This window comes from Acinetobacter entericus (genome assembly GCF_026168575.1).
Taxonomy (GTDB): domain Bacteria; phylum Pseudomonadota; class Gammaproteobacteria; order Pseudomonadales; family Moraxellaceae; genus Acinetobacter; species Acinetobacter bouvetii.
The window spans coordinates 1-10,061 of record NZ_JAPEQW010000049.1 but is presented as its reverse complement, the minus strand read 5'-3'; the positions used below and the strand labels follow the sequence as shown (position 1 = coordinate 10,061).

Below are 10,061 nucleotides of genomic sequence, written 5' to 3'. Positions count from 1 at the left end.
AGTATCACTTATAGGAGTTGTTCAAATTTCCGGATCCATCTCTGAGTGCCTGCCAGCGTTTTAAGCTTTAGTTGATCGTTCGAACAGTTAGAGAACTCGATAGCCGCGTTAGATGGTGTTGGTTGAGCCATTAATACAGTTGTTCCATGAACGGTTGACTAGGTTGTTGACAGTAGTGGCATGAATCCGCTGATTGACAGCGGTTTCATGCAGCCACCGGCCAATAGGGGGCCATTGGTAACAATCAACATCTAACAGTAAACTCGAAGTCTTCAAGCTTGCTTTTAATAACACAATAAAGCTTGATTTGAGGTATCCATTAAAGCGTTCAACTTTATCTTTGATTTGTGCAGAGTAGCGCTTACATATGCTGGGGCGAAAGCCATATTTTTTAGCACAGTCGAGCAGTTTAGGGTTTCAGTATGGTGACTGGTTATAATGTTGCAAGATATTCCCTTAAGATCGATCCTGACCTTTCCTAGATATCCAAGCTCTAAAATTTCTTGGTAGAGTACAACGGCAGGAATCCATTAAGGATAAGGAGTATTTACGCGTTCAAGAAAATAAGGTTTATATAAGTCAAGAATACTTATTCTAGGTTGTAAGCCGATACTGTAGTGTGGACTTTTGCTGTAAATATTTACGCACGGTATTTTTAGATTCCGCAAGTTCTCAACTCATTACCTTAAATAAACCTTGTTTATACAGTGTTTAAACTGTAACTTCTTGCTCCAAAGTTAACATATTTGAGCAGTTCCAAATGACTACTATATTAACTAAGTGGCAGTTTTTAAATGCCGCTAGAGGGATATTTTACACTGCCGCTAAAATATTATAATTAAACCCAATTGATATATTAACTTAACCTATTGAGATGTTGTCATAATGGGGTTAATTAATTGTATGATAAATTTTAGGTATAAGCTTATTCATTAGGAAATTGTACTTTTAAATAATCTGGTTTGAGCACCATAGCTAAAAAAATTCTCATTACTAAATGATAATTAAAATTATGTGTTTAATAGACTTCTTGCGTTAGTCAAAATTTAAACAGTCTAAAGCTACATTTAATAAGGTTTTAGCCAGTTCAAAAATTAGGTAAACGATACTTTCGCAAGAGGTCTAATATAATAGTTTTTTTATAAAATTTCATTTACTCAATAAGATTGTGAATATTTTTTATTAGTTGTTTAAAAATTATAAATTTATATATTTTATTGATTGATATTTTAAATTTAATAAGAAAGTGGATAATGAATTGAGCTTTATAAGGTGGTTATGTATGGTAATTCTTCTGAATTGAGTGGTGTTGAAGATAGATGTGATTGACTGTCCTTAAGAAGGTACTCGTTTTACTTTTGTAGTTTCATACTTTTTTTAAAAATATCTTATATAAATCAATATTATAATTGTTTTGTTAATTTTTAAAATTTTATTTAGTAGTATAGGATCATAAAAAAATCAGATATATATATATATAAATTAATTAAAAAATTTAGTTTTATGTAAATGTATTAAACCAGATATCTTAATCAACATGAAACATAAAGTTAAACAAATTACTCAAGATAGATTATTGCTATCTACTAGTGAGGCTGCTCGTTTATTAGGGTATGCAGAACAAACATTACGTAAATGGGCATTGTATGAAAACGGACCAATAAGTCCTATTAGGCATGGTCGCAGTCTTCGATGGAGTAAAGCAGAAGTCTATAAATTTGCTTGTGTCAAAGAAGAAGTCTAGAAAAATTGAGATAGTTTTTCATGCTATTGGCGTTCGCTCTATTTAGAGGTAAAAAGCACACAATAACAAGAAATACTATCTCATCCATAAAATTTATATACCTATTTTTTAAGAAATATCATCAGTTTAAATTGGATTTAGATTTAGGCTCTAGGCTTTGTCATGCTCAAAAAAAGTCTTAATGAAATTTTTATAGGGTAGGATTTGGAGTTAATAATGTCCAAAAAATATTCAAAATCAAAGCAAAAAGTCAAACATCGTAGTACGAGTCACTCGAAGATTGTGGTTGAAAAAACTCAATTGGACATACTTAAGACTGTACTTAATCAAACTGGCTCTAGTGTAACCCTGCAAAAGAAGGTCCAAGGCCAAATACTTACTTCAATTGCTAAACGAATCAGTGACGATCTTGAATGTTTTAAAACAGCATGTGCTTATTTACCGGATTCGATCAAGCAAGATCAGAAGGTATGGGTTGAGGCTCAAACAAGTTATGTTTTTTGGTTCGAGCTTTTTCATTATTTAAAAAGTGCTTCAATTAAGAAGGAATCAAGAAATTATTTATTTAACAGGATTTTTGAATATTTAAACCAAAAAGATAAGACGGAAATAAGGTTTTATATTAATAAGGAGGTGTTTAAAAAACGTGGATATTCTAATCATGAAAAATTATATAAAAGTGATTTTGTGAAATTTTTTAAATTGCCTAAGAATTTTAATGAATATTAAGAGTTATTTTGGAGTTAATTAAAATGAGTGAAATTTTAAATCAGGAAGATCTTGAAAATAATTGTAATGATTTTGAGAAAAAAATTTCTGGATATAGTGAAAGAATAGCGGTTTTAAATTTTGAATATGTTCAAGATTTTCATTTGAGTTTTATAGATAAAGATAGTTTTGAAATTCTAATAGATCGCTGTGAGATGTTGTATTTTAATATTTGCAGATATCAGCAAAGAACTAAATATAAGCATATATTGGGGTTTTTGAGTGTCTCGATGCTATGCAATAATTCTAAAAAATTAAATAATGGTACTCGAATTGAGATAAATAATAAAACTTTTGAAATTTTAAATTATGTAATGTTTTTGTCTGGATTGCTTTTGAAGCTTGATGACTCAGAATTAAAAGTCCAAAGAATAAACTATACATTGTACTTATTACTTAGAGTGGTGGGTAAAAACTTTGATAAATGTGTAGATGATGTATTAACCAATCTTGTTTTCTATTTTAGAGCAATTATAGATGTTGATCCATTAAAGCTTTCGAAAAAAGAATTTAGTAATTATGCTAAACATCACAAAGACCGAACAATTGCTACTTGTCTAGTTTTCAATGCACAGAAAAATAATCAGATTGAAAAATCATTAAATCGCTATTTAGATGAATATAGGGTGGCTGTTGAAAATCTCTACTATGATGAAAAAGTACAGGTGAATAGAAAAAAAGCTCAACCCTCACTTGAGGAAACAGAGGTTTCTATTTTAAGTTTCATTGCCCCACCTTTGATCACAGAAGGCTTCTCGGATTATTCGGATGCTCGTGCAAAGGATGATGATGATGAAAATGAAGATATAAAAAAACGTGAATATGATTTTAGTCAAGATGAGAGTACACGCAGAGTATCCTCTTTTGTTGATCATCAAGTATTGCGTCGATACCTCGATCATGTACACGAACCGACTGTGAGTAATGTTTATTATATTGACCCACCTTTTTTGAAAGTTATTTATCAGGTCTTACATGACGAACTACAGAACAATAAAGACATAGAAAAATCTGCCATGGCTGCCTGTTTCTTAATGTCATTATGTACAGGAATGAGTGCTGTTGTCTTTCAATATATTGATTACTTTTTTGAAATTAAGAAATTAAAACATTCTTCTGGTCGTGATTATTATTTATGGACCGTCGATGCCGATGTTAATAAAAAGTTGGAGGGAGAAATTGCAAAAAAAGGAAATAGGCAGAATAAACATTCCAGTTGGACATTCCAAATTCCTGCAATGTGGATTGATCGAATCAAAAAAGCGCAACTAAGTGGCTATACAAACACCGATTTTAATCAGTATTTGAAAGAGTGTTTCTTTGGTTATTGTATTGGAAATCTATCTGTTACTCATATCGCCTCGCAGCTTTCATTTCATTTACATCGAATTTGTGAAGATGATTTACAAAAGAATTTTCTCATTGGTAAACAAGTTTCACATCAACCTGATCTGGCATACGGTGGTTTTTCTTATAAACAGTTAAATGATTCGTATGAGAAATACGTATGGCTTTGGTTTCAGAATAAACATGAGAGTCATGTGCTAGATCGTCCTCAATTCATTCAAGCTAAAAGTGATGAACGTGTAGGAAGTCAGCGAGCTTGGTCATTTAATCAGGCGAAAAAATTCTTAAATTCACTGAACAACCAGGTCATTGAGGTATTGAGGGATAAGAAATCAATTGAAGAACGATTTAATGCTTTCAGTGTCTGGATTTGGATTTGTTGTCTTTTATCCTCAGGAGCACGCCCAGCAATTGCTGCATCGAGTATCAAGGAGAACTATGACTTCATTACAGGCATAGTCTACATTCATGATAAAAATAGCCAATCACGACGTCATGGCCGCTTTTCACCACTGACTGAATTTTTTGCTAACGAATTAAAGCTTTATGAAAAATTCATTATAGACCTTATGGATTCAGGGATGTTAACTAAAAGTGAGGATAACTACTATCTTCATTATTGGAAGAAAAATGCAGGATTCATGAATATAAAAATAAGTCCTTTAACTCAGAAAGATGTGGCTTCTTACCTTGCACGGAACTTCCCTGAAATAGGGCCGTTATACCCCAATTGGATTCGACATTTTGTAAGAAATACCCTTGATTTGCCAGATGCAGTTTTCAAGTCATGGTATGCGCATGATCAACAAGGTGAAATTGGATTTTCTAAATCATCATCTTTACAGCCATATGCTTACAAAACTCAAATTCAGGATGCTTTAAGCAAGCTTTTTAAAGATCTTGAACTCATATCTGTGGGGATTTCTTTATGAATAATGAAAAATTAGAGAGATTTTCAAAATTAAAGCAAGAATTGGAATCTATGGCAAAGAGCATATTTGAAAGTATTTCAAATATGCTAGTTGAAGAGGTTGTGGAGCATAATTTAAAGCTTAAGCTTGACGATAAAATTAAAGAGAAGATATATAAGGCGAGAGCCAAAGTTAATAAATACTTCAAATCACTAAAATTGGATGCTGATGAGTTAAAAGCTGGATGGCAATATTGGTCAGATTTATGTGTTCAAAATAAACATGAGGTTGAATCAAAGATACAATGGTTGGCTGGTAATTATGATATACCACTGATTCAAACCAGCTCTTTCCCACCTAATATCAAAGATATTGAATCTACGCAAACTAAACTGCAGAGTGGAAGGGAATTACATGATTTTAAGCTAAAGCTGCATGATTTTTGGCAAAAGCAATTACCGCATTGGCTTAAGACAAGTAAATTCAATCCGTATGCGACATTCGAACAAAAACAATTTCTACTTCGTCAGTTCTTATTGGCTCTCATTTTTGACTGTGGATGTCGGACACGAGCTGATTTGCTCTCAATTTTAAAATCAGTGAGGGAAACATATTCGAATGATAGAGTTTCCCCATTTGAATTATCTGGTGGTCTTGTATCTGTATATGGTAAAGATATTTCAAAATTTGCTTGCTTATATAGTTATCCTCTAGAAAATTCGTCTTATGCAAATTTAATTTACGATGAAAAATCATACCAAGTTAAACAAATTTATCTGACCCCAATGAGTTTTTTGATGTTGATTCGACTTGTAAACGAGATTGAGTTAGAAACACAACCAGAAAAAAGACAAGTAGATCAAGAATTGGTGCAATTGATTGATTCTATAATCAATCTAAATAGGGAAATGTTAGATCAAAAAATCTTATCGGGCTTACAAGATGTAGATCACGAACATGCTGTTATTAAAATTTTTTCAAAGAATAGATATAAGCTTTTTGATCATTTAGATTACGTGCAATATTTTGGAACGAAAAATACATTAGATGGTTTTCTTATTGCTTTATCTAAGGGAGTTTTTAATTACTCGGCGCTTTCTTATTCATCCTTAAAAGCACTGGAAGGAATTGATAAACATCACAGTACTCAGACGTCTAAAAAAAAGAGCATCAATCAAGCTGTTGTAGATAATTTTTACTATACGGAATTGAAGAAGGCTAAGTTGGAGCAGATTCGAAATTTGAATACTGATTATCACTGTGCCGCAGATATTAAAAAGAGTTTAGTAAGAAACTTGGATGTTAATAACGTGAGTGTGAGTGAAGTTATAGCTGAATTTTCAAAGGATCTTAACTTGCTTCAAAACAGTTATTCTTCCCAGCAATATAGCTCGTCAAAAGATATCGCTCTTGTTAGTGTTCAGATTGTGGTGATTACTTGGTATTTGGAGTGCCTGAAAGAAATAAAATCGATTGACTCTGGTAAAAATAAAAAAGGTATTAAGCTGAGTTCTTTAGATACCTATAAATCATCATTTATTGACGAACTTTTTCTATATGTTGTGAGTAATGATTTAGACCTTCAAGCCATAGATGAAGAAGAATTTGAAGAGATCTACAGTCATATTTTGGCTGTCAAATCCATTGGCGATCGTAGCAAGAAAAACAGAAAACATTCACAAAATGGGAGGGAGATTAAACATAATAGTTATGGGCATGCGGTAAGTAATCTAAAAAAATTTCACAATAGCTTAATACGTAATTTTGGTGCTCCTCGTGTTAATTATTTAGATCAACTGCAATCAACTGATTTGCAAGTGTGTAGAACGTCCTATGTTACTCCAGTAATGTTTAATCAATTTAAAAATTTAATAGCTGTCCAAACTCAGTTGACCAAAGACCAGAAGAACATACTTAAAGTCATTTGTACCCTTGCGTATAGAACGGGGCTAAGACTCAATGAAATTTTGGGATTAAAGTTAAGTGATTTAGCTATGATAAATTTTAAATATAAAACAATTGGTTATGATCCTCACTATTATTTTATCAATGAAAAACATGAAATTTGCAAAATTTTTATCCACAATAATTATACTCGTCAGATTAAAACCACTAATGCAAAACGGGGAATGTGCCTGGATCAATTACTGACTAAAGCTGAGTTAATGTCAGTTATTCATTTGATTAACAAAAAAATGAAGGTGCCTATTAATCAAAATACATTAGGTGCCAAAGATTGTTTGATTTTCTCTGAAGAGGGTGGGAGTATTTCACCTCGATCTGTGAGTCAATTGATTAAGAAGATATTTGATCAGTTATTGTTGAACCAAGGACACGACTATTCATTTCACAGCTTTAGGCACACTGCTGCGACTAATCTTTCCTTAATTTTGAAAGGAACAGATTCATTGATCAGGTCTTGGACTGATTATTCACCAGAACAAGTTCACAAAATTAAAAGCTATCTACTTTATAGTCTAGATCATGCTGATGTTCGTACTGATGTATGGAGGAAGCTTGCTCATCTTATGGGGCATTCTTCTATTGAAATGACGGTAAATCATTATTTACATTTTGGACCATTATTGGTTGCTGATGCGCAATGTATAGAAGAGAGTAAAGTACCTGCAAAAATAGTCAGAGCTTTATTGCCGGTTAAATTATTTAGTAAACAGTTAAATACATCGCAAGTGACAGAAAAAATTACTCTAAAAAGTATTGTAGAAAAATTGAATTCAAGCTCGAGAATAATTCAAGAAATGATATTTCCAGATCGTTTTATTACTTATGTCGCAGAGCAAGAGGTGATCGAAGAAGATCAAGACATGATGGTAAGACGTCAGCTTATGGCAAGCTTCAATCATATTTTGAACGCTCTATCAGGTAGAGAGGTGGATACTTTAATAAGTACAATAGGGAGTGATGTAGCTGTAAAACTCTATGCAAATCGTCACTTTCAACATGATGAAAACTGTAGTCCAAATAACACTTTGGACAAGCTCTTAAAGTATATTGATAAAAATCGAACAGGTAATTTACTAGTTGAAAATAATTATAAAATTTTCAATATATTAATGAGAAATCATTTCATCCTTGACTATTTTGAGTACCGTGTACATCTTATAGATGCACGTATGGAAGTGTATATTCAAAGCAAACAAGAGCATCAAGATTTTGGTAAATTCTGTCGCGAGTTAAAGGTCATTTATAAGCAAGTTTTTCATGAAAAAATAAAAATATCTAAACTTTCATGGAAGGAGATTGAAACTGAGTTGAAATTGGCTAAAAAGAAAAAAGAGATAAGTCTGAAAATTAGTAATAACAATTTTAAAGATAATACCTGCCAGAAAATTTTGAGTGATTTATTTTTAGCAGTCGTCTATCGGAGATGGAAGATAAATCAAACTAAGACTTAATTGCAGCGTTAAATAATTTAACGATTATGGAAATTGGATGCCTAGTTAAAAAAATGGAGGAATGCTCAATGAAATGTTTCTATATAGATGCTGATCGTTGTATCCGAGAAGCCTCAAAAGGACATGTTGTACATCTAAAAGATAATTTATATCTTATCAGTACTGAAACAGCTTCACAGCAAAAACTTATACCTGAGAATATTTGTAGTACAGCGCCATTTTGGATTATTGGATATGCAGAACCTGAACCTATTCAAAATGCAGAAAAAATAAATTTTCTATTTTTTTGGAATAATTTTTTTGCTAAATTTTCTGATAATGCTCATGAGTATAAAGATTTTAACCTAAGAGATGAGTGACGGTTTTTGTGTTGAGCTATAAGCTGTAAGTATTTATTGGTTTTTTTTGAATTAATCACAATAATTTCATCTAAATTTTGGTTGAAAAGTTAAGTTTAAGGACGTTTTGTGAGCAGAGGTATCAAGAAGCAACTCAGTTTCTTTTTAATCGTAATTTGCGGCGTTGGTATCTATAACTATATAGCTACTCGTCAAAAGCAAAATAATGAAGTGAATGTTGATGTCCAGCAACGTGAGCGGGACTTTATGGAAAAAAGAGCTGAATATATACATAAACATGGCGATACAAGTACCGCAGATCAAGAAATACAAAAAGAACTGGCTTTAAGACGAGGGCATTCTTTAATTGATAGTTCGTCTTCGATTAAGAATGCTCAAGACACTAAGCAATCGGTAGAGTGAGGTATATATTATGTTAGATCATTTTTTTTCTAATGATAGTGCAAAAATAGCCACTGAATCCTCAAAAAAAGATCAGCAAGATGAAATAAGAAGGGATGAACATATTATGAAGATACTAAAAGCAGCAAATAAACTTCCCATGAAGAAAGTGAGAACTGAGAAAGATATCAATGAGTTTTTTGAGGATTGAGTTTTTAAAACTGAACCGTACCGGGTTTGTCGGAGCCTTTTTATTTAAGTTAGGCTNTAAAAGCAGCAAATAAACTTCCCATGAAGAAAGTGAGAACTGAGAAAGATATCAATGAGTTTTTTGAGGATTGAGTTTTTAAAACTGAACCGTACCGGGTTTGTCGGAGCCTTTTTATTTAAGTTAGGCTACCTGACCTAACGGATTAATTTTATCATAGTACATTGCTTCAAAATCAAAAGGTGACACATAACCAATTGCACTATGTACACGCTCTTTATTGAACCAATCTACCCATTTTAATGTCGCAAGTTGTACATCTGCTAAACCTTGCCAATCTGCTTTTAAATATTCAATCACCTCTGTTTTGTATAAGCCATTCACCGTTTCAGCCAGAGCATTATCGTATGAATCACCAGTTTTACCGACTGATGCTCGTAAATTTTGCAGGACTGGTTTAAAAAATAATCAAGATACTTTCTTTCCTGAAGTTCCTATCATTTTTAAAGTGGATGGAAGTGTCAGCCATTATCATATTCATCTACTTTTAAGTCCTTATGGATATTCGACTTATAGAGGTAACTAAGACTTAAAAGGGCTGGTCTAACTAGCCCTTTTATTTGTGCTGAGTTCGTAAAACTAGAGAAAAATCACAAAAAATTCATGATCGTATTGTTATGCTTTTAGTCATATTAAAGTTAAATCAAGTTATGTAAATGAGTTTATAAGGCTTATTGAAGTTTCATGGTGATTAAAAATGAGAATGGCATGAATCAATTTTCTGAAGAAGACTTATCCAGAATTATCGAAATGGCTTGGGAAGATCGAACCCCATTTGAAGCTATTCAACGTGAATTCGGTTTGAATGAAGCGGCGGTAATCCGCTTGATGCGGCAAAATATGAAACCCAGTAGCTTTAAAATGTGG

Annotated in this window: 8 protein-coding genes and 3 pseudogenes; 9 read left to right on the top strand and 2 right to left on the bottom strand. The window is 32.3% G+C overall.

The features are described 5' to 3' along the window. Window positions 1-171: 171 nt before the first annotated feature. Window positions 172-708: pseudogene (locus tag OKC24_RS18475) on the bottom strand (IS21 family transposase); the annotation flags it as partial. Between the two features lie 829 nt (window positions 709-1,537). Between OKC24_RS18475 and OKC24_RS18470 the strand changes: the two are divergent. The 7 genes from OKC24_RS18470 to OKC24_RS18440 all read left to right on the top strand — a co-directional run bounded on the left by OKC24_RS18470 (window position 1,538) and on the right by OKC24_RS18440 (window position 9,137). Next, window positions 1,538-1,744 (top strand): helix-turn-helix domain-containing protein, encoded by a 207-nt coding sequence (locus OKC24_RS18470; RefSeq protein ID WP_010111312.1) that lies wholly within the window; start codon window positions 1,538-1,540, stop codon window positions 1,742-1,744. A 216-nt stretch (window positions 1,745-1,960) separates the two neighbouring features. Beyond that, on the top strand, window positions 1,961-2,473 hold the full coding sequence (locus tag OKC24_RS18465; protein WP_131262052.1) for a hypothetical protein: 513 nt from the start codon (window positions 1,961-1,963) through the stop codon (window positions 2,471-2,473). 23 nt (window positions 2,474-2,496) lie between these two features. Further along, window positions 2,497-4,791 (top strand): hypothetical protein, encoded by a 2,295-nt coding sequence (locus tag OKC24_RS18460; RefSeq protein WP_265466163.1) that lies wholly within the window; start codon window positions 2,497-2,499, stop codon window positions 4,789-4,791. Then, complete coding sequence (locus OKC24_RS18455; RefSeq protein WP_265466162.1) at window positions 4,788-8,186, top strand: tyrosine-type recombinase/integrase; 3,399 nt, start codon at window positions 4,788-4,790, stop codon at window positions 8,184-8,186. The genes OKC24_RS18460 and OKC24_RS18455 overlap by 4 nt, the downstream gene beginning before the upstream one ends. Before the next feature lie 68 nt (window positions 8,187-8,254). Continuing rightward, entirely contained in the window at window positions 8,255-8,545 is a 291-nt protein-coding gene (locus OKC24_RS18450) for a hypothetical protein (RefSeq protein WP_010111320.1), read from the top strand. A 108-nt stretch (window positions 8,546-8,653) separates the two neighbouring features. Next, the gene (locus OKC24_RS18445) at window positions 8,654-8,947 is read left to right on the top strand and encodes a hypothetical protein (RefSeq protein ID WP_010111322.1); all 294 of its coding nucleotides are present in this window, start codon (window positions 8,654-8,656) and stop codon (window positions 8,945-8,947) included. Between the two features lie 10 nt (window positions 8,948-8,957). After that, window positions 8,958-9,137, top strand: coding sequence for a hypothetical protein (locus OKC24_RS18440; protein ID WP_029574381.1), 180 nt, complete (start codon window positions 8,958-8,960; stop codon window positions 9,135-9,137). A gap of 180 nt (window positions 9,138-9,317) precedes the next feature. Here the strand turns inward: OKC24_RS18440 and OKC24_RS18435 are convergent. Then, window positions 9,318-9,578, bottom strand: a pseudogene (locus OKC24_RS18435) (integrase core domain-containing protein); the annotation flags it as partial. A 3-nt stretch (window positions 9,579-9,581) separates the two neighbouring features. Between OKC24_RS18435 and OKC24_RS18430 the strand changes: the two are divergent. Together OKC24_RS18430 and OKC24_RS18425 are read left to right on the top strand one after the other, a co-directional pair. Continuing rightward, window positions 9,582-9,720 (top strand): annotated as a pseudogene (locus tag OKC24_RS18430) (hydroxyisourate hydrolase); the annotation flags it as partial. A 182-nt stretch (window positions 9,721-9,902) separates the two neighbouring features. Continuing rightward, the coding region (locus OKC24_RS18425) for a TIGR03643 family protein (protein ID WP_265466164.1) at window positions 9,903-10,061 on the top strand (159 nt) is incomplete at its 3' end.

Coding starts and splice junctions, on each gene's coding strand:
- OKC24_RS18460 (WP_265466163.1), top strand. CDS start 2,497: ATGAGTGAAATTTTAAATCAGGAAGATCTTGAAAATAATTGTAATGAT.
- OKC24_RS18470 (WP_010111312.1), top strand. CDS start 1,538: ATGAAACATAAAGTTAAACAAATTACTCAAGATAGATTATTGCTATCT.
- OKC24_RS18440 (WP_029574381.1), top strand. CDS start 8,958: ATGTTAGATCATTTTTTTTCTAATGATAGTGCAAAAATAGCCACTGAA.
- OKC24_RS18450 (WP_010111320.1), top strand. CDS start 8,255: ATGAAATGTTTCTATATAGATGCTGATCGTTGTATCCGAGAAGCCTCA.
- OKC24_RS18465 (WP_131262052.1), top strand. CDS start 1,961: ATGTCCAAAAAATATTCAAAATCAAAGCAAAAAGTCAAACATCGTAGT.
- OKC24_RS18455 (WP_265466162.1), top strand. CDS start 4,788: ATGAATAATGAAAAATTAGAGAGATTTTCAAAATTAAAGCAAGAATTG.